Here is a 24,509-nt window from a genome sequence, read left to right as displayed (position 1 = left end):
AACTCGCCGCCTTGAGCGGCCTGGAGCCTTGCATGTCGATGTTGAAAACCGCGTTAACGGGGGGGGCGCTGTGGGTCGGATTGATGATCAGCCTGCCGGCCTCGGCCCATCCGAAACTGTTGTCCTCCCTCCCTCCAGCCGGGGCCCAAGGTGCCGCGCCGGCCGTCATTGAACTGCACTTTTCGGAGAACCTGCTGACGCAGTTTTCCGGGGCCCGGCTGACCATGACCGATATGCCCGGCATGCCCAATTCGCCGATGCCCATCAAGGCCAGTGTCGCGGCGAGCACCGACCCCAGGGTGATGCTGATCAAGCCGGCTTCTGCACTGGCTACCGGCACCTACCGGGTCGATTGGCGCGCAGTGTCATCCGACACGCACCCGATTACCGGTAACGTGGTGTTCAGCGTCCAGCCATGAGCGAATTGACCCAAGTCACACTGCGCTTTGCGCTCTATCTTGACCTGATGCTGTTGTTTGGCCTGGGGCTCTTTGGTCTTTACGGGCTCAAGGCGCCGGAGCGCGTGCTGCTGAATTTGAGGGGCCTGCTGCGGCTGACGGCTGGCGTCGGGATAGTGCTGTCGATAGCGTCGCTGTTGGCGCTGACCCAGGCCATGAGTGGCGCGACGGATTGGCAGACGCTGTGGCCGCATCTGCACATGATGCTCTGGCAGACCGACCTGGGCGTGACGTGGTGGCTACGGATGGGGGCGCTGGTGGTGGCTGCGCTTGGCCCCCGCCTGCCATTGGCCACTTTGTCGGGTGCCGCCGCGTTGGTGACGCTGGCGTGGACCGGGCACGGCGTGATGCATGAAGGCACGCAGGGTGTGTGGCACATCCTCAGCGACGGCGCGCATCTGTTGGCAGCGGGTGGCTGGGTCGGGGCGTTGGCGGCGTTCGGGTTGTTGTCGAGGCGCACGTCTATGCACGACGCTTATCACGTTCGGGTGCTGGCAAGGGCGCTGAAGGGGTTCGAGCATGTGGGGGCGGGATTTGTAGCGGTGCTGATCGGCACCGGGGTGGCCAACTATCTGTTGGTGGTCGGGCTGAATCTGGACGGCCTTACCGGCGGTGTCTACGCGATCCTGTTGTGCCTGAAACTGGGACTGTTTGGCCTGATGCTGGGGCTGGCGGCGCTCAATCGTTTCCACCTGACGCCGCTTCTGCAACGCTCCGTGGCGGCCGGTGATTATGTCGCTGCCATGGCTGCGCTACGGCGCAGCATGGTGCTGGAGATGGGGGCCGGGGTCCTGGTCCTCGCGCTGGTGGCCTGGTTGGGCACCCTGGCGCCCAATTAGGACTGCGCGCTTTTCAGGCATTTGAGCGCCTGGAAGTCACTGCGGACCTTGTCGATTTTCTGGGTGAGTTTCAGCCGTTGCGGCACGCTGCTGTCGGCCATGATGTCGATGATCAGGCTACGCGCAGCGGCTTCGGTCTGGGCATACGCCGCGCGATACTCCGGTGTCCACAGGCTTTCGCGGTCCACCAGCAGTTGCTGGATTTTCTGCGGGAAATCGGCGCTGTGGCGTTGCTGCACGGCGTCGATGAATTGTGCCTGCCAGTGGGCACGGTTGCCGATCCACTGCTCGTTCTGCTCGCCCAGGCTGATGGACCAGGCCATTACCCGGTTCTTCTGGCTATCGCTCAGTGGCCCCATCCACGCATCCAGACGCTTGCTCATACGCTCGGCGCGGTCCTGGATCTGCTTGGCCAGCTGCGGCTTGAGGTATTCGTCCTGGCGTTTGCGCAGGTCCTTGGCCAGGGCATCGTTCATGTCGTTGACCTGCTGGTCATCCAGCCCTTGTAACAATTCAATCGCCGACGGGGTGATTTCCCGCGCCACCTCGGCAATCGCCTGCTTGGCCTCAACCGTGCGGGTTTGCAGCGCTGCATCGGTGACCTGGTTGCTCTCGACCATTGCTTGCAGGCGGTCGAGCCAGTCGAGGTAACCCGGCAATTGTGTGGTGCAGTGCCAGGCCAGGTGGTCCTTGAGCTTGTCGTTGAACCAGCTCTTCTGCCCGGCGTTCATGTCCAGGTAGTCGTTGAGGGTCCAGGGGATGATCACGTCCAGGTTGCGGTAGGCCAGGCCCACGCGGTTGCAGCCGGCGAGCACCAGGCTCAGGGTCAGGAATACCACCAGCAGTTTGAGCCGACGCAGCATGGGCGTGTCCTTGCGCAGAGGGGAGTCAATGCATGTGAACCCGCGGCGCACGCGACAGTTCAGCCCATCAATAAAACGACCGCACCGCCTTCAGGGTCAACAGGCCATCGCATTGCGAATTGTGTCCGGAGTAGGCCGAACAATCGCCACCGCTGAGGCTGGAGTCGCTGTAGATCAGGTCCAGGTCGATGCCTTTCCAGGCGCGGGAGAACTGTACCGACCAGTCGCTGAAGCTGCTGATGGTGCCGCCCTCTACCGAAGCCGGCGTGCCCAGCTGATGGGTGGTGTATTTCATGCTGACGCCGATGCCGAAGGGCTGGGTACCGCCGAGGTCGGCGAACAGCGTGCTGTCCTGGCGGTCCGGGTCGTTGCTGAAGGAAGCGCCGAAACGATTGCCGAGTAGATTCAGACCGCCGTAGAACTCCTGGCTGTCGAGGGGGCTGAGCTTGGGGTAGCTGTAGTGGATCAGGCCGACTTCGTAGCCCAGGGTCTGGTCGAAGGGGTGTTTGAACCCCATGTAGGAGTCGACTTCGAGGGTGCTGGCCGAGGACAGGCCCATGTTCGGCGAAAACTGGCCGAAGTACAGGCCGCTGTCATGGCTCAGGTCCAGCCCGCCATGGAACGAGTCACTGCCCGGCGAGGTCGGCTTGACCAGGCCCTGGGCCATGCTGCGGCTGGGGGTGGTGCCCAGTTTCAGGTCGAAGTCACCCAGTTCACGCTGGAAAATCTGCGCTTCGGCGAGAGGGCTGGCCGCCAGGATACTGGCCACGAAAATGCAGCGTTTAAGCATGCTTCACTCCATGAAAAGCGAGGAGCAGTAACGGAAAAATAGGGCAGATGCCCGTGCTAGACGTGTGCAAGCATACCGGCGAATGCCAGGAGGTGAGGCCCGTTCGTCGATTTGCACGTTCTGAAGATGACGCGAGAGGGTATTTCGGGCTCTAGTCCTAGCGCCTTGAAGGCAAGACGCTTAGGGACCAGATGTGCTGCGCGGTATTACTTTTTACCCAGGCTGATCTGCTTGGACGGGCCGAAAGTCTGGCCGCTCACGCCCTTGGCAATTTGCTGGATTTCGCCACCGGACTTGAGGAAAGCAGCAATCTGGCTGTTGATCGATTCGCTGGTTTCAACGGCGGGAGCTGGCTTTGCTTTGCTGTTGGATGCTTTTACACGCATGGCGGCCACTAACCTGTAGAAAATTAACTTGGCCAGGCATCGTACAGGAAATACTTGACAATTGCTTGGTAAATATCCCCCGGGAATAAGCGCGGCGGCGGAAAACAGCCAAAGTTCATCTTTGAAATAAACCCCTAACTTACTGTTTTAACTCGAAACCACGGGCTGAGCCGGCAACGGTGGCGTGGAAAAATTCAGCCGAATGATCGGACGAGCGGGGCGCTGCCACTGGAACGCCAGGCAAACCCGCGATTTTTCAGGCGCGCGCGCGCGGCGAGGGCAACTCGGGTAGAATGCCGCCCACGCAATGAGGGTATTGGAAATGGCTTTAGTCGGGCGCTACAACAGCTTGCAAGTGGTTAAACACACTAACTTTGGTTTGTACCTCGATGGGGCGCAAGATGGCGAAATCCTCTTGCCTAATCGGTATATCCCCAAAGATATTCCCAGTGAAGATGAAGACTGGCTTAACGTTTTCATTTATCTGGACAGCGATGACAAACTTATCGCCACTACCGAAAAACCGAAAGTTCAAGTCGGCGAATTTGCCAGTTTGAAAGTCGTGGAAGTCAACAGTATTGGCGTGTTCCTCGACTGGGGTTTGCCAAAGGATCTGTTGCTGCCGTATTCGGAAGAGAAACGTCAGCTGACCGCCGGTGAATACTGCGTGGTGCATGTCTACCTCGACAAACACACCAAGCGTATTACCGCGACCGCACGCCTCGACCGCTACCTGGACAAGACGCCGGCCAACTACGTCGTGGGCCAGGAAGTCGACCTGCTGGTCGCCGAAGCCACCGACATGGGCTTCAAGGCGATCATCAACAACAAGCACTGGGGCCTGATCCACAAGAACGAAGTGTTCAAGTTCCTGCGCCCGGGCAAGGAAGAGAAAGGCTTTATCAAAGAGATCCGCGCCGATGGCAACATCAGCCTGAGCCTGCAACCGGTCGGCCAGGAAGCGGCGTCCAGCCTCAACTCGAAGATCCTCGCCAAGTTGCGTGAAAACAACGGCAGTTTGCCGGTCAGCGACAAGAGCGACCCGGCGGTGATCAGCAACTTGTTTGGCGTGAGCAAGGGCAACTTCAAGAAAGCCATTGGTGCACTCTACAAGCAGGGCCAGATCGTGATTCACGCGGATCGCATTGAACTAAGCTGAGTGCGGTTTGCTCTTCTGTAGGAGCGAGCGTGCTCGCGAAAAAGGTCCATCCGACACCGTGATGCGCCTGGAATATTTTCGCGAGCAAGCTCGCTCCTACAGAGGCTGCATGAATGTCCAAGAAGTCTGTCTTTGCCTACCTCGGCACCTTGCTTGCCTTCCTGGTCCTCGACGGCCTCTGGCTTGGCGTCCTTATGGGCCCGACCTACAAATCCCTGCTGGGCCCGCTGATGCTCGATCAGCCTCGCCTGTTGCCCGCCGCGCTGTTCTATCTCTTGTATGTCCTCGGTTGCGTGGTGTTCGTGGTCTTGCCCAGTGCCAGCTGGCAACGCGCGGCGCGACTGGGTGCGTTGCTGGGCGTGGTGGCCTACGGCACCTATGACCTGAGCAACTGGGCCACGCTGCAAGGCTGGTCCGGCGGGTTGGCGGTGATGGACATGGCCTGGGGCGCCTTCCTCACAGCGGCCTGCTGCACGGTCGGGTACGTGTGTGCACATCGGGTGCACCAGTGATTGTGTACAGGATTAATCTGCACCGTTGCTGAGCGCAGTCCCCGTCACTGAGGCTCTGTGTAGCCCTTTGGAACGCGGTTTCAGAGGGATTGTGTGCTATTGGCACGTATTCTGCTGACTATCTCGTATACAAACCGTGCCGCCTTCCGTATGCACCCCCGTGACGGAAGCGCAGGCCGGTATGACGAGGAGCCCGCGATGACCGAACAATTGCCCAAAGGCTACAGCCCCCGCCTGTACAACCAGGACCTGGGGCCGCTGCCGCAAAAGTGGACCTGGTACAACATCTTTGCCTTCTGGATGAGTGACGTGCACAGCGTGGGCGGCTATGTGTTCGCCGCCAGTCTGTTTGCCCTGGGGCTGGCCAGTTGGCAGGTGTTGATTGCCTTGCTGGCAGGCATTTGCATTGTGCAATTGATTGCCAACCTGGTGGCCAAGCCCAGCCAGCAGGCCGCCGTGCCCTATCCAGTAATCTGCCGGCTGGCGTTTGGCGTGTTCGGTGCGAACATTCCCGCCGTGATTCGCGGCTTGATTGCGGTGGCCTGGTACGGGATTCAGACCTACCTGGCGTCGAGTGCCCTGATCATTGTGGTATTGCGCTTTTTCCCACAGATGGCGGTGTTTGCAGAGCCGCATTTTGCCGGCCTGTCTTACCTGGGCTGGTTTGGTTTCCTCAGTTTATGGGTGTTGCAGGCGGCCGTGTTCTGGGCCGGCATGGAGTCCATCCGCCGCTTTATCGATTGGGCGGGGCCGGTGGTCTATGCGGTGATGTTTGCCCTGGCCGGCTGGATCGTGTGGAAGGCAGGGTGGGCGAATATCAGCTTTACCCTGGCGGAAAAATCCCTGTCGGGCTGGCAGGCGTTCGGGCAAGTGATCGTGGCGACGGCGCTGGTGGTGTCGTACTTTTCCGGGCCAACCCTGAATTTCGGTGATTTCAGCCGTTACTGCCGCAGCATGCAGGACGTGCGGCGTGGCAATTTCTGGGGCCTGCCGGTGAACTTCCTGGCGTTTTCCCTGGTGACCGTGGTGATCGTCTCGGGCACCTTGCCGGTGTTTGGCGAAATGCTCCATGACCCGATCGCTACCGTCTCGCGCATTGATAACAGCATGGCAGTGCTGCTGGGCGCTTTTGCATTTGTGACTGCCACCATCGGCATCAACATCGTCGCCAACTTCGTGTCCCCGGCGTTCGACTTCGCCAACGTCGCACCGAGCAAAATCAGCTGGCGCGCCGGCGGCATGATCGCCGCGGTGGCGTCGATTTTCATCACCCCGTGGAACCTGTTCAATAACCCGCTGATGATCCACTACACCCTGGATATCCTCGCGGCCTTTATCGGCCCGCTGTTCGGGATTCTGCTGGTGGACTTCTACCTGATCAAAAAGCAGAAGATCGACGTGGACGCGCTGTTCGATGACAGCCCGAGCGGGCGCTATTACTTCGACGGCGGTGTGAACTGGACGGCGGTCAAGGCGCTGGTGCCCGCGACCCTGGCAGGTGTTGCGATCACCTTCACGCCGGCGTTGCAGGGCATGGCTAACTTTGCCTGGTTCACCGGCTGCTTCCTGGGTGGGCTGTTTTTCCTGGTGTTGGCGCGGCGTGAGCAGGTTCGTGCGCCGGCACCGTTGGTCGCCGGCTGACCAACACCCCTCCCGCCACTGACAGGCCTGCACCGGCAATCACCAGCGCCGGTTGCAGGCCACCGCTCAGGTGGCTGCTCACCGACGCCAGCAACGGCCCACTCAATTGGCCGATGGCAAAGCTGGCGGTCAGCAGCCCGGTGCTGCGCTGATAGCCGTGGGGCGCAACGTCCCGCAGGCGCGCCATCACCAACTGCATGCAGGCCAGGAACGGCCCGCCGCACAGCAACACCCCCAGCGCCAGGCCCCAACCGTTACCCAGCAGGCAGGCGAATACCCCGGCCGCCTGCAGCCACAACGTGGTCATCAGCCAGCGGCGGGTGGTGTCCGGGTCCTTGGGACGCAGGCTTGCGACCACTACCCCAATCGCCGCGGCCAAACCAAAGCAGGGCCAGAACAGATCAGCCTGCCAGGCGCCCTTGAATTGCGCGCTGGCCATCTGTGACAGGAAGGTCGCCGGAATGATGTAGCCCAGGCCGAACAACATGTAGATCCAGCACAGGTGAGTAATGCTGCCGTTGCTGGCCGTGTCGGCGCGGCTTGCAACAGGCGCAGTGACGGCGGACGGCTGTGGCAGGAAGGGCAAGATTGCCAGCAGCATCACCAGCGCCACTACGCCGTAGATCAGCCACAAGGTTGCAGAGCTTCGGCCCAACAGGTTGGAGCCCAGCGCCAGCAACCCGGTCAATACAATCCCCAGCCCCGGCCCGGCGAACACCAGGGCGCCGAGGCGTGCACGCCCGGCGGCAATCGCCAGCGGCTGGCTCAGGCTGGTGATCATCACCAATGCCCAGGCACTTGCAACGCCGGTACCGAAGCGCAACAGCATGTGTGGCCAGAAACCCTGGGCCCAGTACGACGCCAGGGTCAGCAACACGCACAACCAGAGCCCGCCATACAGGCGACCCCGCACATGGTGATGGCTGCGCGCAAAAATCGAATCCACCGCGCCCACGAAGTAGCCCAGGTAATTGGCCGCTGCGATCAGTCCGGCGCCGGTCAGGTCGATCTGGCCTTCACTGAGCAAGTGGGGCATTTGCGGGGTAAGGGCGAAGCGGCCAATGCCCATGGCCATCATCAGGGCGATAAAGCTGGCGAGTAAGCGGGTGAGGGGTGACATGGTCGGGTGTCCTGCGGGTAAGCGAATACCGTCAGGCTAGAGCGGATTGACTTTCTGTAAAAATGAATAATAGTGAGCAACTTGTTCAGTTTTGGAGAAAGTCATGGAGTTCAGTCAATTGCGCATCTTCCAGGCCGTGGCGGAAGAGGGCTCCATCACCCGCGCTGCCGAGCGCCTGCATCGAGTGCCGTCGAACTTGTCGACCCGGCTCAAGCAGATGGAAGAACAGCTTGGCGTGGAATTGTTCGTGCGCGAACGCCAGCGCTTGCAGCTTTCTCCGGCGGGCAAGGTGTTGCTGGACTACAGCACCCGTCTGCTGGCGCTGCATGATGAAGCCCATGGCGCCGTGCAAGGCGGGCAACCGGCCGGCAATTTTGTGCTGGGCAGCATGTACAGCACGGCGGCAGTGCATTTGCCGAAGCTGCTGGCGTGCTATCACAAGGCGTATCCGATGGTGAACCTCCAGGTGCTGTCGGCGCCCAGCGGTGAACTGCTCGAAGGGTTGATCACCGGTCGCCTGGACGCCGCATTTGTGGACGGGCCCATCACGATTGCCTCCCTGGACGGTGTGGCCCTGTGCGAAGAACGCCTGGTGCTGATATGCGAAGCCGACCACCCACCGGTGCGCGGGCCGCAGGATGTTGCCGGCCGTTCGGTGTTCACTTTTCGCCGCAGTTGCGCCTACCGCACGCGCCTGGAAACCTGGTTTTCCCACGAGCACGTCGCCATGGGGCGGGCGATTGAGATCGAGTCTTATCAAGGCATGCTCGCCTGTGTCATCGCCGGTTCAGGTGTGGCGCTGATGTCCGAATCCATGCTCGACAGCCTGCCGGGCAAGGACAGCGTGTCCGTTCATCCGCTGACAGGGCAATTTGCCACTGCGACGACCTGGCTGATGTGGCGAAAGGGTATGCTCGGCGCTAACCTCAACGCATGGATCGACCTGCAGCAAGAGGGCAGGGCCGAGGTCCTGCAAGACGCACGTGCGATTGCTTGAGCGATCCGTCAGGATTTGCATCAATTCAGTAACAGTTCGTTGTGGTTTCATTCAAGCAATACGTAGGACTTAGGGCTACTATCAATGTAGGAAAAGGCGACAGAACTTGCGCCGACCAGCATTTCCCTCAAAGGGGGCAAACCATGAAAGAGAAAATCCAGAACTGGCTCCACGACCTTGGCGTTGCATTGGGCTTGATCGAGCCCCCCCTGCAACCGGTGCCGATTCGTACCGATGACGAGCAGCGTCGTCCGCGCCGCAGATAATCTCTGGCTGAAGCAGGATTGAAGGTGGGGGCGAGTAAGCCCGCTCCCACCGTTTATTTTGCGCCAGGCAAAACCAGCGGGCGTGACATCCTACGTCTCAGCGTCCATACAGCGTTTTCAGCGTCAGTCATACCTCTCGCCGTCCCAGTCACCCTTGCCCCGGGCCTGCGCGATAGCACCCTCACGCCATAACACTCACTCGCCCCAGTGATCTGAACAATCGTTCGGATGCGAGCGTCTGCTTTCAGGAACCCCTGTCGTCCCTCGATAGCTTGGGCGAGTAGTCCGAATCCATGCAGGTCAGTCAGGCCTCTGACCTTCACGTGTCGGAATCAGGCTACTTGTTCATCAGAAGTGGCTGGCTTATTCAATTCAAACCATGAGCGTAGGTTGAGTTTCTCAATGGCCTTCCAATAACGCCCCCCCTTTATTGAAGGGCTCTCTGCGAGGCATCAGTCCGTCAGAAGTGTTGGAGAAACAGCTATGAGGCTCTCTTCCATTCCGCCAGTCGCCGCGTCACTCATCGCCATAACCGGAAATATCCTGCATCTCGCACCGGTGTCGAGAGCCTGGAAGGCTCACGCACCCAGCAACGTAGTGTTCTTCCCCCCGACATTGACCAAACACGATCTGCTCATTCAGATCGGTCTCCTGAGTCCATCGGCGATCATTGTCGGGGACCAGGCGATCGATGCAGACGTTATCGCCCAATGGCGCATATCCCACCCGTTTGGCGACCTCCATTTGATCCGCAGAGGTACGAGCCTGGATAAGGTGCGACTGGACCTTTGCGGTTCCAACGACATCCGCGTAGTCAATACGCCGGGGGTCAACGCGCCCCATGTCGCCGCCTATATGGCGCGCTGGCTGACACTGGCTGATGGCTCCCTGCCGCGCGACATCTGTGTGCTGGGATACGGCAACGTGGGCAGGGAGCTGGTCAAGTTGTTGCTTGATCGAGATCCGGAGGTTCGGATCAAGGTATTGGATCGACATGGTCAGAGGCCGGACACTCTCGGCAAAGCCTGTTCCGACAGCCGAGTGTCCTTTGGCGTGGACTGGCACGAGGTGCTGGAGGGGGCCCGTGCCGTCGCTATCTGTTTATCCCTGAATGATGAGTCCACCCATCGCATTGATCGGGCCCTTATTCAGTGCCTGCACAGGCAGGCTCGCCTGGTCTGCGTCGCCAAGCCCGATGTCTTCAGCGATGACGCTTTACGGGCCCTGGCAACGGCTGAAGCTATCCAGCTTGTATTGGACTACGGGCCTGGGACACTGGATGCATTTCGGGTGCGCGCGCAGGCACTCGGCTGCAGTGTCTCCAAGTGGCGCAAGCCGGCGACCCTGACAACCCAGGCGGCAATGACTGAAGCCTGCCACGGCGACCTTGACTACGCCGTCTCGATTCAACTGAGCCTGACCGCCTTGCGCTGCCTGGTCCGGCGCAAACTTGCCCACTCATTGATGATCCCCGCGCAACAGGCAGATGCCCGCGCGCCGCGCGTATCGATCATCGGTCGAGGCATCAACGGCCTGCTCCAAGCCGTGATGTTCCGCCTGGCCAATTATCAGGTCTCGGTCTACGGAGGACATCAGCAGAGCGATGGCGCCAGTCATAAGCAGGTGAACATGCGCCACCTTTCAGCCACGGAGACGACTGCAAAGCCGCTGGACAACGCTTATCTGATGCCTGGAAACCAGTACCTGGCCGTGGAGTGCAATCGTGCAGGCATTGAGCTGTTTGAAAAGTTTCTGGCCGACAATCCATCGTTAGCACGGTTTGCACGGTCGCGGATTGTACGAGCGTTTATGGACGACGCTAGTGGCGTAGAAGCCGCGATCCACGAGCAACGCGATATTGAAAAAAGGCCTTGGCCGAGTGGCAAGCCAGGACGTGAACTTGTAGAGATCAGTCGCCTTCAATTCCAGAAAAGTTATGGGGTCCCAGGGATCGCTCGGGCTATTGAAGTATCGGGTTACGATGTGGAATTTGTCCAGCTAAGGGATGAGATAGTGGCGCTTTTGGCGCGCTCGGGGGTTCAGTTCCTACCCCAGCATCTAAGTCCTGTCCAAATTGCTGAGTTGAGCAGAGAACACGTCGTCGTCACTGCCATGGGGGTAGAGGAAGAAGAAGTCATCGCGATCATTGGCTGGTTTTTTAAGATGCGTGCTGTTGGTAGTGAAGCTGTCGGAATGCGCGGACTCAAACTGCAGTACGATCTGCCCATTGGTGTCATGAATTGCCGCCTGGACGGGGACTATATTCTTGTCTCCGGTGGGCAGGTTCCTCCCGATTCCACGCCTGCGTACAAGGAGCAGATACTGACGGCATGTCAAGCAGCCGTTTCTCGTCACTTTCCAAAGTCTTACCGCCGGGCGATCGAAAGTGGCGACTTGCAAATTATCGAATGTGCCAGGCCTGGCACTCCGGATGGACTGTCGATAGTTTATTGCTCCGCCTACAACCGCATTGCCGCCGGCGGGACGTATGCCGGGGGCACCACCCAGGGATTGGTGTGGGCCTCCTTGGTCGAGGAAATCATCCAGGCAAAGGCGCCCGCAGTTTCCACAATGTACTCATGATAAAAAACGGGTGCGACATCCGACGTCGCACCCGCTGAAGAAACCGCTCCAACCCTCGTTATTGCTTACACCGCCCGAACCACCCCCGCCTCTGGCCGGCGTGACAACACACTCACCAGCACAAAACTCACCAGCGCCACTGCCAGGCTGTAGTAGATCGGCGTGTTCGCATCCAGGCCATCCTTGAACATGAACACCAGCGCCGTTACAAAACCCAGGCTCATGGAGGTGATTGCCCCCGACGTGGTCGCGCGCTTCCAGAAGATCGCGCCGATCAGCGGGATCAGCATGCCACCCACCAGCAGGTTGTAGGCCAGGGTCAGGGCGCTGATTACGTCATTGACCACCAGTGCGATGCCCAGCACGACGATACCGGTCAGCATCGTGAACAGGCGGTTGATTGCCAGGCTCGATTGTCTGCCGCGGCGCAGGCGTGGCAGCAGGTCTTCGGTCAATACGGTGGAGGCGGCGAGCAAGCCGGCGCTGGCCGTCGACATCATCGCCGCCAGTGCCGCCGCGATCACCAGGCCGCGGATGCCGTCCGGCAGCGAGACTTTGACGATGGCCGCGAACGCGTTGTTGACGTTGTCCAGGTCCGGAATCAGCACATGGGCCGCCATGCCGATCAGCGCACAGGCGAGGCCGTAAAGGATGCAGTAGAAACCCGCGAAAGTGCCTGCGTACTTGGCGACCTTTTCGTCACGGGCGGTGAACACCCGCTGCCAGATGTCCTGGCCGATCAGGATGCCGAAGAAGTAGATCATGAAGTAGGTGATGATCGTGTCCCAGCCGATCGCGGTGAAGCTGAAGCTCGATGCCGGCAGCTTGGCCACGAGTTCGTCCCAACCGCCGACGCGGTACAGGCAGATCGGCAGCAGGATAAACATCAGGCCGACGGTCTTGATCACGAACTGCACGATGTCGGTGAGGGTCAGGGACCACATGCCGCCGATGGTCGAGTAGACCACCACCACACCACCGCCCAGCAACACCGAAATCCAGAACGGCAGGCCGAACAGCACTTGCAGCACCGTGCCGATGGCCAGGATCGAGGTCACGCCGATCATCAGCGCGTAGGCCAGCATGATCACCGCACTCGCCTGGCGGGCCATGGGGTTGTAGCGTTTTTCCAGTACCTGGGTGACGGTGAAGATTTTCAGCTTGAGCAGCGGCTTGGCCAGGAACAGGTTCAGCGCGATGATCCCCATGCCCAACGCCGCACACAGCCAGAAGCCGGAGATGCCATGCACATAACCCAGGCGCACGGTACCGACGGTGGATGCACCGCCCAGTACAGTGGCGGCCATGGTGCCCATGTACAGCGACGGGCCCAGGTTGCGACCGGCTACCAGGTAGTCTTCGTGGGTCCTGGCGCGGCGCATGCCGTAATAGCCGAGCACGAGCATGCCGGCGGCGTAGATGAGTACGACGAATAAATCCAAAGCCATGACGGCGGGTCTCCGATTATTGTTTTAGGTAACAGGCGAACTTGTTGTGGGAGCGGAGCTTGCTCCCGCAGGGCTGCGAAGCGGACCCTTGGGGCCATACACCGAAGCCGGCTCCGGAAACACACGCAACAACGTCAGGTACACCACCGACGCCAACCCCAGCGTCACCGGCAGGCTGATATCGATGCCATCGGCCAGGTTGCCCAGCGGCCCGACAAACTGCCCCGGCAAGTTGACGAAGCACAGGCCCACCAGCGCACTCGGAATCCAGGCCCCCAGCCCGCGCCAGTTCCAGCCATGGCTGAACCAGTAGCGGCCGCCGGTTTCACCCCGGGTAAACACCTGCAGGTCATCCGGACAGTAGAAGCCGCGACGCACGATCAGGCCGATGATCATCATCACCATCCATGGCGTGGTGCAGGTGATGATCAGCACGGCGAAGGTCGATACGCTCTGCACCAGGTTGGCGGCGAAACGTCCGATAAAGATGAAGGCAATCGACATCACCCCGATCAGCAGCGTGGCCTTGACCCGCGACAGCAGGCGCGGGAACACGCTGGACATGTCCAGCCCGGTGCCATACAGCGAAGTGGTGCCGGTGGACATGCCGCCAATTACCGCGATCAGGCACACCGGCAGGAAGAACCAGGTCGGTGCCACCGCCAGCAGACCGCCGACGTAGTTGTTGGCCGCGATGTAGTCCGGCGCCTTGACCGCCACGATGGTGGCGGTGGCCAGGCCGAACAGGAACGGGATCAAGGTGGCGATCTGTGCCAGGACTACCGCCAGCATGATGCGCATTTTCGGCGTCTCACGTGGGATATAGCGTGACCAGTCACCCAGGAACGCCCCGAAGGAAATCGGGTTGCTCATGGCCACCAGCGCCGCGCCGATAAAGGCCGCCCAGAAGCCGGTCTGGCCCAGGGCTACGCTGCCGGCGAAGTGGCTGTCGAAGGTCGGCGCGAACGCGAAGATGCCCAACAGAAACAGCAGGCTTGCCGCCCAGACCGCAATGCGGTTGACCCACAGCATGAAGCGAAAGCCGTAGATGCACACCGTCAGGACAAGCATGGCGAATACGCCGTAGGCCAGGCCCAGGGTCAGGTCGGTTTCCGGCAGGCCGATCAGCCGTTTCGCACCGCCGACCAGCGCATCGCCTGAACTCCACACCGACAGTGAGAAGAAGGCAATTGCCGTCAGTAATGACAGAAACGAGCCGACAATCCGCCCGTGCACGCCGAAGTGCGCACCGGAAGACACCGCGTTGTTGGTGCCATTGATCGGCCCGAACAGACCCATCGGCGCCAGGATCAACGCACCCACCAGCACGCCCAGCACAATCGCCCAGACGCCGGCCTGGAACGACAGGCCGAACAACACGGGAAAGGAACCGAGCACGGCGGTGGCAAAGGTATTGGCGCCGCCGAAGATCAGGCGGAACAGATCCTTGGGGGTGGCGGTACGTTCGTTGTCCGGGATCTGTTCGACCCCGTTGGTTTCTATTGTGCGAATACTTTTATCGTTGTTTTTATTATTCATGATCAGCTCCGATCACATTGGCTAAGGGGGCGGCAGCCCTTCCGGCATAGCGGACAAATGTTCGTGACAGGCCAGCCACGGGCCTTCTTGTTGTTCTGTGCGAGATCCTTGGCGTTTGAAGACAATGGTCTCGCGTTCCTGGCTAAAGAATTCCTCCCCGTTCATGCGCAGCTCGGTGGCCACGTCATGGATAAATATCGCCACGTCACCCTGCAGGCTGACCACGGCGTTACTTGAGGTGCAGGACAGCACCTCAAATCCTTCATCCCGGCGCCAGCTGTCCCACAATGCCTGGTAGGCATCGCGACTGAGCAGTGGCTGGGGGAGGGTGTAGAACACAAAGCTGGCATCGGCCGTGAACGCGCCGAAGTAGGCGGCACGGTCGTTGCGCGCAAAGGCCGACACCAGGTCGGCGGCGGCTTTCAATACCTGCGGCACGCTCATCAACGGTGCGCCACGCCAGGCAGTACGCAGAGCATCTCGTACAGCAGGTTGGCGCCCAGCAGCGAGGTGTTGCCGGTGGTGTCGTAGGGCGGCGAAACTTCTACCAGATCGCAACCAACCAGGTCGAGGCCCTGGCAGCCACGGATGATTTCGATTGCCTGGATGGTGGTCAGGCCGCCGATTTCCGGGGTGCCGGTGCCGGGCGCCCAGGCCGGGTCGATGCCGTCGATGTCGAAGCTCAGGTACACCGGGCCGCCGCCGACTTTTTCCCGCACCTCGGCCATCAGTGGCGCGAGGGAGTGGTGCCAGCATTCTTCGGCCTGTACTACGCGAAAGCCCTGTTTGCGGCTCCAGTTGAAGTCTTCGGCGGTATAGCCCTGGGCGCGCAGGCCGATCTGCACGACGCGGTCGCAATCGAGCAGGCCTTCTTCCACGGCGCGGCGGAAGGTGGTGCCGTGGGCGATTTTCTCGCCGAACATATGGTCGTTGACGTCGGCGTGGGCATCGATGTGCACCAGCCCGACCTTGCCGTGTTTCTTGTGGATCGCCCGCAGGATCGGCAGGGTGATGGTGTGGTCGCCGCCCAACGTCATCGGGATCACGTTGTGCTCGAGAATCTCATCGTAGGCCTCTTCGATGATGCGCACGGCGTCCAGCAGGTTGAAGGTGTTGATCGCCACGTCGCCAATGTCCCCCACCGACAGCGAGTCGAACGGCGCGGCACCGGTGGCCATGTTGTAGGGGCGGATCATTACCGACTCGGCGCGGATTTCACGTGGCCCGAAGCGGGTACCGGCGCGCAGCGAGGTGCCGATGTCCAGGGGCACGCCGATAAAGGCCGCATCCAGGCCCTTGGCCGATTGCAGGTGGGGAAGGCGCATCATGGTGGCGATGCCGGCGAAGCGCGGCATTTCGTTGCCGCCCAGTGGTTGGTGGAAAATCTTGTCCACGGGATTGCCTCATCGTTGTTGTGTTTATCAGGGGCCGATTCTGCGAAAAGCGCAGGAAGGGAAGAATCGGCAGGGGCAAATACTTAGTTCAGGTTTTTCTAAACTAATGCGGGCAGGTAGACTGCCCACATCTACACCCGGAGCCGACCATGGCCAGCGCCTTGCCCGACCTGAAACTCCTGCGCATCTTCGTCAGCGTCGTGCGCCACCAGGGGTTCGCCAATGCCCAGCACGAACTCAACCTGTCCACCTCGGCCATCAGCACCTACATGAGCCAGTTGGAAAGTGCGTTGGGCCTGGTGCTGTGTCATCGCGGCCGGGGTGGGTTCAGCCTGACCAGCAAAGGCGAGCTGTTCCACCAGGAAACCTTGCGCCTGCTCGGCGAACTGGAAGGCTTCGAGCAATACGCCGCCGCGCTCAAGGGCGAGCTGCGCGGGACGCTCAAGCTCGGCGTGCTCGACTCCACGGTGAGCGACAAGGCCTTGCCGTTCGCCGAGGTTATCGGCGCCTACAGCCTGGAGCACCCGGCGGTGCACCTGAATCTATCGGTGATGAGCCCCTACGAACTGCAACTCGGCGTGCAGGACAACCGCCTGGACCTGGCCATCGGTGCCTTCTCCAACCGCATGAGCGGGCTGATCTACATGCCGCTGTACCGCGAGCAACACTGGTTGTATTGCAGCACCCGCCATCCGTTGTTCAGCGAACGACGCATCCCCGAGCAGGTGATCACCCAGCAGCGCATGGTCGGGCGCGGCTACTGGAGCCAGGCCGAACTGGCGCGCCACGGCTTCAAGCACAGCGCCGCGACGGTGGAAAGTATGGAGGCGCAGTTGATCCTGGTGCTCTCCGGTGCCTACATCGGCTACCTGCCCGAGCACTACGCCCAGGCCTGGGCCGACAAGGGCGACCTGCGCGTATTGCTGCCGGCGACCTTCGGCTACCAGGCGCCGTTCTCGATGATCATGCGCCGGGGCCGCAGCCGCGAACCGCTGATCCAGACCTTCCGCGATCTACTCAAAGCGCAGCTCAACCAGGCCTGAAAACCATGTCCCGACCCCACTGTTCCCGCTGCCTCAGGCCCGCCGCCCATTGCCTGTGCGCGCTGATTCCCAGCCTCGACAGCCGCACACGTGTGCTTGTTTTGCAGCACCCGAGTGAGGTCAACCATGCGCTCAATACCGCGCGGCTGGCGGCGTTGGGATTGAACAATGCGCAGTTGGTGGTGGGCGAGGTCTTTGATGACTTGCCGACCCTGTTGAACCCGCCCGGCTATCAGGCGCGGCTGTTGTTTCCGGCTGACGATGCACAGCCGCTGCAAGCCTATGCACCCGGCGATCAGCCGCTGTTGCTGGTAGTGCCCGACGGCACCTGGCGCAAGGCGCGCAAACTGCTGCACCTCAATCCTGTGTTGGCGGCGTTGCCACGGGTCACGCTGGTCGAGGGCGCCGTGTCTCGCTATCGACTGCGCAAGGCGCCCGGACCGGGGGCGTTGTCGACGGTGGAGGCGATTGTGCAGGCGTTGCAGGTGCTGGAGGCGCCAGTGTCGTTCGAGCCGTTGCTCAAGCCGTTTGATGCATTGATCGAAGGGCAGATTGCGGCGATGGGGGAGGAGGTCTTTCGGAGAAATCATGGCGATGGGCATTTGCGCTAGGCGGGATATCGAGGCGCGGCCATCGGGAGCAAGCCCCCTCCCACATTCGATCGAGTTCCAGCATGAGAATGCGGTCCAGTGTGGGAGGGGGCTTGCTCCCGATGGCGCCCGCTCAGCCACCACCGCCTCGCTTATTCCTTTAAGCCATAAGCACCGCACTTTGCGTGATATGGCCCGCCGACCTTTCCCGGTATGATGTTCGCCCCCGCAGTCTGGATTGCGAATACGCCATGACCTTGCAGTACCCTACAATCGCCGATTGCGTCGGCAACACGCCCCTGGTCCGCTTGCAACGCATGGCGGGTGAAACCAGCAATACCCTGTTGCTCAAGCTCGAAGGCAACAACCCGGCCGGCTCGGTGAAAGACCGCCCGGCGCTGTCGATGATCACCCGCGCCGAACTGCGCGGGCAGATCAAGCCCGGCGACACCCTGATCGAAGCCACCTCGGGTAATACCGGGATCGCCCTGGCCATGGCCGCCGCGATCAAGGGCTACAAGATGGTGCTGATCATGCCCGACAACGGCAGCGCCGAGCGCAAGGCGGCGATGACCGCCTATGGCGCCGAGTTGGTGCTGGTCACCCAGGAAGAAGGCATGGAAGGCGCCCGCGACCTCGCCGAGCGCATGGCCGCCGAAGGCCGTGGCCAGGTGCTGGACCAGTTCGCCAATGGGGACAACCCCGAAGCGCACTACACCACCACCGGTCCGGAAATCTGGCGCCAGACCCAGGGCACCATCACCCATTTCGTCAGTTCCATGGGCACCACCGGCACCATCATGGGCAACTCGCGCTACCTCAAGGAGCAGAACCCGGCGATCCAGATCGTCGGCCTGCAACCGATGGAAGGCGCGGCGATCCCAGGCATTCGTCGCTGGCCCGAAGAGTACTTGCCGAAGATCTACAACGCGACCCGCGTGGACCGCATCATCGACATGGCCCAGCGTGAAGCCGAAGACACCACCCGCCGCCTGGCCCGTGAAGAAGGCATCTTCTGCGGCGTGTCGTCCGGCGGCGCCGTGGCGGGTATGTTGCGCTTGTCCAAGGAAGTGGAAAACGCGGTGATCGTCGCGATCATCTGTGACCGAGGCGACCGTTACTTGTCGACCGGCATTTTCGACGAACCCAACTGATGGCCAAGCACGAGAGAGGCCTGCGCTTCCAACCGACGGGCGGCAGCCGGGCCCCACAGATTCCCGTGGGCAAGAAGCAACGCCTGGCCATCGAGCGCCTGGCCAACGACGGCCGCGGCATCGTGTTCTTTGAAGGTCGCACCTGGTTTGTCAACGGTGCGCTGGCCGGCGAAGAGGTTGAAGCGCGGGTGTTGGGCACCCACGGCAAGGTGGTCGAGGCCCGCACCGAGCGCGTGTTCACGGCCAGCGAGCTGCGTCGCCCGGCACCGTGCGCGCACTTCGGTCGCTGTGGCGGTTGCAGCGTGCAGCACTTGCCCCATGCCGAACAACTTGCCCTGAAACAGCGCATGCTCGCCGAGCAACTGTCCCGCGTGGCCGGTGTCGAACCGCAGGAGTGGGCCGCACCATTGAGTGGGCCGGAATTCGCTTACCGGCGCCGCGCCCGGGTGGCGGTGCGTTGGGATGCCAAGGCGAAGAAGCTTGAGGTGGGTTTCCGCGCCGTGGCCAGCCAGGACATCGTCGCCATCGATGATTGCCCGGTGCTGGTACAGGCCTTGCAACCGATCATGCAGCGCCTGCCGAACATGCTGCGCCGCCTGAGCAAACCTCAGGCCCTGGGGCATGTGGAGTTGTTCAGCGGCTCGTCCGTCGCCGTGTTGCTGCGGCATATGGCGCCGTTGTCGGAGGCGGACCTGCTGATCCTGAAAGAATTCTGCAGCTTCCATGACGCCCAGCTGTGGCTGCATGGGGAAGGCCAGCCGGAACCGATTGAGCCTGATCAGTCACTAGGTTTCCGATTGGGCCCATGGGACTTGGAGTTGGCGTACCGACCGGGGGATTTTGTCCAGGTCAACGCCGGGGTCAACGAGGCGATGGTGGCCCAGGCCCTGGACTGGCTGGCGCCACAGCCTGATGAGCGGGTGCTGGACCTGTTCTGCGGCCTGGGCAACTTTGCCTTGCCGCTGGCGAAACAGGTGCGCGACGTGGTGGCGGTGGAAGGTGTGCAGACCATGGTGGACCGGGCTGCGCAGAACGCCATCAGCCACAATTTGCATAATGCGCAGTTTTTTCAGGCCGATTTGTCCCAGCCGTTGACTGACGCGGAATGGGCCAAACAGGGCTTTTCTGCGGTACTCTTGGACCCACCCCGCGATGGTGCCCAAGAGGTTGTGCGTAAGCTCGCCACCCTGGGGGCCAAGCGCCTGGTGTATGTGTCCTGTAACCCGGCGACGCTGGCGCGGGACACGGTTGAGCTGGTCAAGCAAGGCTACCGGCTAAAACGTGCCGGGATCCTCGACATGTTTCCGCAGACAGCGCATGTCGAGGCCATGGCGTTATTTGAAGCGGGCTAGGATGCCCGTTTAATCCGACTGGCCTGCGTTCTCCAAGGCCTATGATCTGCCACGGAGCTCGCAGTAAAAAGGTCGGCGATGATTTTGGCGCATCCAAGGTGCGTCATAGGGAAGGTAAGCAAGATGGTACAGGTGAGAGCACACCAGCCGATCAACACCGACGGCAGTATCAATCTCGAGGCATGGCTGGATCATGCCATCAGTGTCGACCCGGCACTGGACCGTGAAGCCTTGAAAGCAGCCTGCGAGTTCGCTCGTGAGTCTGAGCAACAAGACAATGCAGCCAAGAACCTGTGGGCCGAAGGCACTTCCAGCTTTCGCACCGGGTTGGAAATCGCCGAGATCCTTGCCGATCTCAAGCTGGACCAGGACTCGCTGATCGCCGCCGTGCTCTATCGCGGCGTGCGCGAAGGGCACATCCAGTTGCCGACCGTCAGCCAGCGTTTTGGCGCGGTGGTGGCCAAGCTGATCGACGGCGTGCTGCGCATGGCCGCCATCAGCGCCAGCCTCAGCCCGCGCCAGTCCATGGTGCTGGGCACCCAGGGCCAGGTGGAAAACCTGCGCAAGATGCTGGTGGCGATGGTCGACGACGTACGTGTCGCCCTGATCAAGCTGGCCGAACGCACCTGCGCGATCCGTGCGGTGAAGACCGCCGACGATGAAAAGCGCAACCGCGTCGCCCGCGAAGTCTTCGACATCTACGCACCGCTGGCCCACCGCCTGGGTATCGGCCATATCAAGTGGGAGCTGGAGGACTTGTCCTTCCGCTACCTCGAACCTGATCAATACAAACAGATCGCCACGCTGCTGCACGAGCGGCGGCTCGACCGCGAGCGCTTTATCAGCGACGTGATGGGCCAGTTGCGCGCCGAGCTGCAGGCCACCGGGGTCGATGCCGACATCAGCGGCCGCGCCAAACACATCTACTCGATCTGGCGCAAAATGCAGCGCAAGGGCCTGGCCTTCAGCCAGATCTACGACGTGCGCGCCGTGCGCGTGCTGGTGCCGGAAATGCGCGACTGCTACACCGCGCTGGGGATCGTCCATACGCTGTGGCGGCACATTCCCAAGGAGTTCGACGACTACATCGCCAACCCCAAGGAAAATGGCTATCGCTCGCTGCATACTGCGGTGATCGGCCCCGAGGGCAAGGTGCTGGAAGTGCAGATCCGCACCCACGCCATGCACGAAGAGGCAGAGCTGGGCGTGTGCGCGCACTGGCGCTACAAGGGCACCGACGTCAAGGCCGGGTCCAACCAGTACGAGGAGAAAATCTCCTGGCTGCGCCAAGTGCTGGAATGGCACGAAGAACTCGGCGACATCGGCGGCCTGGCCGAACAGTTGCGCGTGGATATCGAGCCGGACCGGGTCTACATCTTTACCCCCGACGGCCATGCCATCGACTTGCCCAAGGGCGCGACGCCGCTGGACTTCGCCTACCGCGTGCACACCGAGATCGGCCATAACTGCCGAGGCGCCAAGATCAACGGGCGCATCGTGCCGCTCAACTACAGCCTGCAAACCGGCGAACAGGTCGAGATCATCACCAGCAAGCACGGCACGCCGAGCCGCGACTGGCTGAACCCGAACCTGGGCTACATCACCACATCGCGGGCGCGGGCGAAGATCGTCCATTGGTTCAAGCTGCAGGCCCGCGACCAGAACGTCGCCGCCGGCAAGACCCTGCTCGAACGCGAGCTGGGCCGCCTGGGCCTGCCGCAGGTGGACTTCGACAAGCTGGCCGAAAAGGCCAACATGAAGATCGCCGAAGACATGTTCGCCGCCCTCGGTGCCGGCGACCTGCGCCTGGCGCAGCTGGTCAACCTGGCCCAGCAACTGGTCGAGCCGGAGCGCGGCAACGAACAACTGGAGCTGATCCCACGCAAGGCCACCGGCTACAAGCCCGGCAAGCGCGGCGATATCCAGATCCAGGGCGTCGGCAACCTGCTGACGCAAATCGCCGGTTGCTGCCAGCCGTTGCCGGGGGATGCCATCGTCGGCTACATCACCCAGGGCCGTGGCGTCAGCATTCACCGCCAGGACTGCGCCTCGGTGCTGCAACTGGGCGGGCGCGAGCCGGAGCGGATTATCCAGGTCAGCTGGGGCCCGGTGCCGGTGCTCACCTACCCGGTGGACATCATCATCCGTGCCTACGACCGTTCCGGCCTGCTGCGCGACGTCTCGCAAGTGCTGCTCAATGAGCGCATCAACGTGCTGGCGGTCAACACCCGCTCGAATAAAGAGGACAACACCGCGTTGATGTCCCTGACCATCGAGATTCCGGGGCTGGACGCACTGGGGCGGTTGCTGGGGCGGATTTCCCAGCTGCCGAACATCATTGAGACGCGGCGCAACCGTACCCCATGATTCGCGCAATGAATGCAGGCTAAATGTGGGAGGGGGCTTGCTCCCACACTGATCGGACACAGAAAGATGTATTCACTTGAAGACCTGCTGCACCTGATGAGTCGCCTGCGGGACCCGCAATACGGGTGCCCGTGGGACATCAAGCAAACCTACGCGACCATTGTCCCGCACACCCTGGAAGAGGCCTACGAAGTGGCCGACGCCATCGAGCGCGGCGACTTTGATCATCTGCAGGGGGAGTTGGGCGATCTGTTGTTCCAAGTGGTGTATTACAGCCAGCTGGCGCGGGAAGAGGGACGTTTCGAATTTGCCGGGGTGATCGACAGCATCACCCGCAAGCTGATTCGCCGCCATCCCCATGTGTTCCCGACCGGCGATCTGTATGCGCCGCTGGATATTCCTCAACTGAGTGAAGAACAGGTCAAGGAGCGTTGGGAGCAGATCAAGGCCGAGGAGCGTGCGGAAAAATCCGACGCGCCGGAGCAGCTGTCCCTGCTGGACGATGTGCCCAGCGCCTTGCCGTCCCTGTCCCGGGCCGCCAAATTGCAGAAGCGCGCCAGCCAGGTCGGCTTCGACTGGCCATCGGCGTTGCCGGTGGTGGATAACGTGCGCGAAGAGCTGGACGAAGTGCTCGAAGCCATGGCCGACAACGACCCGGAGGCCATCGCCGATGAAGTCGGTGACCTGCTGTTCGCGGCGGTCAACCTGGCCCGTCACCTCAAGATCGACCCGGAAACCGCGCTGCGTGGCGCCAATGCCAAGTTCGAGCGACGCTTCCGATTTATCGAACAGGCATTGCGCGATACCCACCAACCCATAGAAGATTGCACGCTCGAAGAGTTGGACGCCCTGTGGGGCGAAGCCAAACGTCAGGAAAAGAACGTGTCCAGCTGCGGTTGAGCAGTTGCCTAAGTGAGTAAGCACCATGAGCCTTTCCCTTCGCGACCAGTTGCTCAAAGCAGGTCTGGTCAACCAAAAGCAGGCCAAGCAGGTCGGCAAAGAGAAACAGAAACAGCAGCGCCTGGTCCACAAGGGCCAGATCGAGGCCGATGACACCCAGGCGCGCCTGGCCGCCGAAGCGCAGGCCGAGAAGGTCAAGCGTGACCAGGAGCTGAACCGCCAGCAGCAGGAAAAAGCCGAGGCCAAGGCCCGTACGGCCCAGGTCAAGCAACTGATCGAGACCTCGCGCCTGCCTAAGCTCACGACCGAGGACTACTACAACTTCGTGGATGACAAGAAGGTCAAGCGCCTGTCGGTCAACACGTTGATGCGCAACAAGCTGAGCAACGGCTCCCTGGCCATCGTGCATCACGGTGGCGGCTACGAGGTGATCCCCCGTGAAGCCGCGCTGAAGATCCAGGAGCGCGCCCCGGAGCGTATCGTGCAGCTCAATATCCTCACTGAAAGCCAGGTGCCGGATGAGGATGATCCGTACGCCGCTTACCAGATCCCGGATGATTTGATGTGGTAAGGCTGTAGCAACGAATTGTGGTGAGCAGGCGTGCCCTGCGTTGGGCTGCGAAGCAGCCCCAGAACACACAAACCCCGCTCAGAAGGCGGGGTCTGTGTTTTATAGGCCCCCCCAGCTGCGTGGGGCTGGGGGGCCTACAGGATTTCGAAGTTTCAGGCGCTTTGCGTCTGGCGTTTCATCTCAAGGGCTTCGAGCTCGTTTTTATAATTATGAGCGTCGCTCTCGTTATGAAACATGCCGACCAGCAGGTCCTGTTGGTGGACATCCCAGATGTGAATCCCATGGCCCAGCGCTTCGTGGGACATATGTTCGTCGTCGCGTTCAGTTACTTTTACAGTCATCTGCTTGCTCCAATTTCTGGTGGGTATGCGGCAAGTCGTCGCAGGTCTTTTTATACGGTTTGTTAGCTTGCTAAGTAAACCGCTTTAGAGGTTTATGACAGAAGTTTCATGTTGGGCTCCCGATGACGGCAGACACTTGAACCCAAAACCCCCAGACGAAAAAAAGCCCCGCATTCAGCGAGGCTCTTCTCTGCTC

The 24,509-nt window shown here is 61.2% G+C and carries 24 protein-coding genes; 15 read left to right on the top strand and 9 right to left on the bottom strand.

Annotation, left to right across the window (positions count from 1 at the left end):
* The first annotated feature begins 32 nt into the window (after positions 1 to 32).
* Both copC and copD read left to right on the top strand, forming a co-directional pair.
* Positions 33 to 419 (top strand): copper homeostasis periplasmic binding protein CopC, encoded by a 387-nt coding sequence (gene copC, locus BLQ09_RS03195; RefSeq protein WP_092355281.1) that lies wholly within the window; start codon positions 33 to 35, stop codon positions 417 to 419.
* Positions 416 to 1,297, top strand: a complete 882-nt coding sequence (gene copD / locus BLQ09_RS03190; protein WP_092355278.1) for a copper homeostasis membrane protein CopD — start codon at positions 416 to 418, stop codon at positions 1,295 to 1,297. Before copC ends, copD begins: the two co-directional genes overlap by 4 nt.
* Here the strand turns inward: copD and BLQ09_RS03185 are convergent.
* From BLQ09_RS03185 to BLQ09_RS03175, 3 genes are all read right to left on the bottom strand, one after another.
* The gene (locus tag BLQ09_RS03185) at positions 1,294 to 2,160 is read right to left on the bottom strand and encodes a DUF6279 family lipoprotein (protein WP_092355275.1); all 867 of its coding nucleotides are present in this window, start codon (positions 2,158 to 2,160) and stop codon (positions 1,294 to 1,296) included. The genes copD and BLQ09_RS03185 overlap by 4 nt on opposite strands.
* 67 nt (positions 2,161 to 2,227) lie before the next feature.
* Positions 2,228 to 2,950, bottom strand: coding sequence for a TorF family putative porin (locus BLQ09_RS03180; protein WP_027603777.1), 723 nt, complete (start codon positions 2,948 to 2,950; stop codon positions 2,228 to 2,230).
* A 206-nt stretch (positions 2,951 to 3,156) separates the two neighbouring features.
* Positions 3,157 to 3,336: a hypothetical protein gene (locus tag BLQ09_RS03175; protein ID WP_003193095.1), complete on the bottom strand. Its 180-nt coding sequence runs from the start codon at positions 3,334 to 3,336 to the stop codon at positions 3,157 to 3,159.
* 322 nt (positions 3,337 to 3,658) lie between these two features.
* Here BLQ09_RS03175 and BLQ09_RS03170 point away from each other — a divergent pair, with 322 nt between their 5' ends.
* From BLQ09_RS03170 to BLQ09_RS03160, 3 genes are all read left to right on the top strand, one after another.
* Positions 3,659 to 4,495 carry a CvfB family protein gene (locus BLQ09_RS03170; protein ID WP_027603778.1) on the top strand — a complete coding sequence of 279 codons (837 nt, stop codon included), beginning with the start codon at positions 3,659 to 3,661 and terminating at the stop codon, positions 4,493 to 4,495.
* A 113-nt stretch (positions 4,496 to 4,608) separates the two neighbouring features.
* The gene (locus tag BLQ09_RS03165) at positions 4,609 to 5,007 is read left to right on the top strand and encodes a DUF2177 family protein (protein ID WP_027603779.1); all 399 of its coding nucleotides are present in this window, start codon (positions 4,609 to 4,611) and stop codon (positions 5,005 to 5,007) included.
* A 198-nt stretch (positions 5,008 to 5,205) separates the two neighbouring features.
* Positions 5,206 to 6,648 (top strand): NCS1 family nucleobase:cation symporter-1, encoded by a 1,443-nt coding sequence (locus BLQ09_RS03160; RefSeq protein WP_027603780.1) that lies wholly within the window; start codon positions 5,206 to 5,208, stop codon positions 6,646 to 6,648.
* On the opposite strand, the gene BLQ09_RS03155 is transcribed toward BLQ09_RS03160, so the two are convergent.
* The gene (locus BLQ09_RS03155) at positions 6,560 to 7,768 is read right to left on the bottom strand and encodes an MFS transporter (protein ID WP_092355272.1); all 1,209 of its coding nucleotides are present in this window, start codon (positions 7,766 to 7,768) and stop codon (positions 6,560 to 6,562) included. The genes BLQ09_RS03160 and BLQ09_RS03155 overlap by 89 nt on opposite strands.
* A 103-nt stretch (positions 7,769 to 7,871) precedes the next feature.
* Here BLQ09_RS03155 and BLQ09_RS03150 point away from each other — a divergent pair, with 103 nt between their 5' ends.
* The 3 genes from BLQ09_RS03150 (at position 7,872) to BLQ09_RS03145 (ending at position 11,614) form a co-directional block, all read left to right on the top strand.
* Entirely contained in the window at positions 7,872 to 8,765 is an 894-nt protein-coding gene (locus BLQ09_RS03150; RefSeq protein ID WP_065924698.1) for a putrescine utilization regulator PtrR, read from the top strand.
* A 143-nt stretch (positions 8,766 to 8,908) separates the two neighbouring features.
* On the top strand, positions 8,909 to 9,031 hold the full coding sequence (locus BLQ09_RS31455; RefSeq protein WP_003193089.1) for a PA1414 family protein: 123 nt from the start codon (positions 8,909 to 8,911) through the stop codon (positions 9,029 to 9,031).
* A gap of 483 nt (positions 9,032 to 9,514) precedes the next feature.
* Positions 9,515 to 11,614: an NAD(P)-dependent oxidoreductase gene (locus BLQ09_RS03145; protein ID WP_027603783.1), complete on the top strand. Its 2,100-nt coding sequence runs from the start codon at positions 9,515 to 9,517 to the stop codon at positions 11,612 to 11,614.
* A 65-nt stretch (positions 11,615 to 11,679) separates the two neighbouring features.
* On the opposite strand, the gene BLQ09_RS03140 is transcribed toward BLQ09_RS03145, so the two are convergent.
* Genes BLQ09_RS03140 through speB form a run of 4 tightly spaced genes read right to left on the bottom strand, consistent with a single transcriptional unit; the run spans position 11,680 to position 15,995 of the window.
* The gene (locus BLQ09_RS03140) at positions 11,680 to 13,062 is read right to left on the bottom strand and encodes a sodium:solute symporter family protein (RefSeq protein WP_027603784.1); all 1,383 of its coding nucleotides are present in this window, start codon (positions 13,060 to 13,062) and stop codon (positions 11,680 to 11,682) included.
* 24 nt (positions 13,063 to 13,086) lie between these two features.
* Complete coding sequence (locus BLQ09_RS03135) at positions 13,087 to 14,601, bottom strand: purine-cytosine permease family protein (RefSeq protein ID WP_027603785.1); 1,515 nt, start codon at positions 14,599 to 14,601, stop codon at positions 13,087 to 13,089.
* Between the two features lie 21 nt (positions 14,602 to 14,622).
* The gene (locus tag BLQ09_RS03130) at positions 14,623 to 15,045 is read right to left on the bottom strand and encodes a YybH family protein (RefSeq protein WP_092355269.1); all 423 of its coding nucleotides are present in this window, start codon (positions 15,043 to 15,045) and stop codon (positions 14,623 to 14,625) included.
* Entirely contained in the window at positions 15,045 to 15,995 is a 951-nt protein-coding gene (gene speB / locus BLQ09_RS03125; RefSeq protein ID WP_092355266.1) for an agmatinase, read from the bottom strand. Before speB ends, BLQ09_RS03130 begins: the two co-directional genes overlap by 1 nt.
* 149 nt (positions 15,996 to 16,144) lie before the next feature.
* On the opposite strand from speB, the gene BLQ09_RS03120 reads away from it, so the two are divergent.
* The 7 genes from BLQ09_RS03120 (at position 16,145) to BLQ09_RS03090 (ending at position 23,972) form a co-directional block, all read left to right on the top strand.
* Positions 16,145 to 17,038, top strand: a complete 894-nt coding sequence (locus BLQ09_RS03120; RefSeq protein WP_065924693.1) for a LysR family transcriptional regulator — start codon at positions 16,145 to 16,147, stop codon at positions 17,036 to 17,038.
* A 5-nt stretch (positions 17,039 to 17,043) separates the two neighbouring features.
* A complete protein-coding gene (locus BLQ09_RS03115) occupies positions 17,044 to 17,649 on the top strand; it encodes a tRNA-uridine aminocarboxypropyltransferase (RefSeq protein ID WP_092355263.1) in 606 nt (201 codons plus the stop codon).
* A 230-nt stretch (positions 17,650 to 17,879) separates the two neighbouring features.
* Positions 17,880 to 18,782, top strand: coding sequence for a cysteine synthase CysM (gene cysM / locus BLQ09_RS03110; protein WP_015885254.1), 903 nt, complete (start codon positions 17,880 to 17,882; stop codon positions 18,780 to 18,782).
* Positions 18,782 to 20,134: a 23S rRNA (uracil(1939)-C(5))-methyltransferase RlmD gene (rlmD, locus tag BLQ09_RS03105; RefSeq protein ID WP_092355260.1), complete on the top strand. Its 1,353-nt coding sequence runs from the start codon at positions 18,782 to 18,784 to the stop codon at positions 20,132 to 20,134. Before cysM ends, rlmD begins: the two co-directional genes overlap by 1 nt.
* Before the next feature lie 123 nt (positions 20,135 to 20,257).
* Positions 20,258 to 22,501 (top strand): GTP diphosphokinase, encoded by a 2,244-nt coding sequence (gene relA, locus BLQ09_RS03100; RefSeq protein WP_027603791.1) that lies wholly within the window; start codon positions 20,258 to 20,260, stop codon positions 22,499 to 22,501.
* A 66-nt stretch (positions 22,502 to 22,567) separates the two neighbouring features.
* Entirely contained in the window at positions 22,568 to 23,401 is an 834-nt protein-coding gene (gene mazG, locus BLQ09_RS03095) for a nucleoside triphosphate pyrophosphohydrolase (protein WP_027603792.1), read from the top strand.
* A gap of 25 nt (positions 23,402 to 23,426) precedes the next feature.
* Positions 23,427 to 23,972, top strand: coding sequence for a DUF2058 domain-containing protein (locus BLQ09_RS03090; RefSeq protein ID WP_010208656.1), 546 nt, complete (start codon positions 23,427 to 23,429; stop codon positions 23,970 to 23,972).
* A gap of 152 nt (positions 23,973 to 24,124) precedes the next feature.
* Here the strand turns inward: BLQ09_RS03090 and BLQ09_RS03085 are convergent, their stop codons facing one another.
* Complete coding sequence (locus tag BLQ09_RS03085; RefSeq protein WP_027603793.1) at positions 24,125 to 24,313, bottom strand: hypothetical protein; 189 nt, start codon at positions 24,311 to 24,313, stop codon at positions 24,125 to 24,127.
* Positions 24,314 to 24,509: the final 196 nt, after the last annotated feature.

Source organism: Pseudomonas sp. NFACC25 (assembly GCF_900100935.1).
GTDB classification, from domain to species: Bacteria; Pseudomonadota; Gammaproteobacteria; order Pseudomonadales; family Pseudomonadaceae; genus Aquipseudomonas; species Aquipseudomonas marginalis.
This window is presented reverse-complemented; position numbering and strand designations above follow the sequence as displayed.